This is a genomic window from Neisseria sp. HMSC073G10 (genome assembly GCF_001812605.1).
Lineage (GTDB): Bacteria > Pseudomonadota > Gammaproteobacteria > Burkholderiales > Neisseriaceae > Neisseria > Neisseria subflava_A.
Genome location: NZ_KV809500.1, coordinates 1 through 326, shown reverse-complemented (window position 1 = coordinate 326; position 326 = coordinate 1). Strand labels below are relative to the sequence as shown.

Genomic DNA, 326 nt, shown 5'->3' with positions numbered 1-326 from the left:
CCTTATATATTGCGTTCCATCAGGGGCGCATATTCTTAATTCTTGTAAAGCCCCTTAACTCTAGCCAGTGAAGGGGCTTAATCATGTTTATTTTCTATACCGTCAATTCCGAACCCTTATCTTTCCCGAAAGCATACATCTTGAAAGTGTTCAGGGATAAAGACAACGAATCCCAATGCATCAAAACAGTTTGTTTCCCTATCCGCAATCCGACTTTGAAACAAAAAACCGAAAACGAAGCGTATGAATGCGGCAGATTGTTTGTAAAAGAACTGATGGATAAGGAATGCAACCGTGAAAGCCTTGGAAGATAAAGCCGTGGCGGT

The 326-nt window shown here is 41.4% G+C and carries 1 protein-coding gene; it reads left to right on the top strand.

Annotation, left to right across the window (positions count from 1 at the left end; genetic code table 11):
- Positions 1 to 83 precede the first annotated feature (83 nt).
- On the top strand, positions 84 to 314 hold the full coding sequence (locus HMPREF2865_RS02445; RefSeq protein WP_070645398.1) for a hypothetical protein: 231 nt from the start codon (positions 84 to 86) through the stop codon (positions 312 to 314).
- The last annotated feature ends 12 nt before the right edge of the window (positions 315 to 326 follow it).

Excerpts from the sequence above, each read along its gene's own strand:
- HMPREF2865_RS02445 (WP_070645398.1), top strand. The coding sequence starts at position 84 with ATGTTTATTTTCTATACCGTCAATTCCGAACCCTTATCTTTCCCGAAA.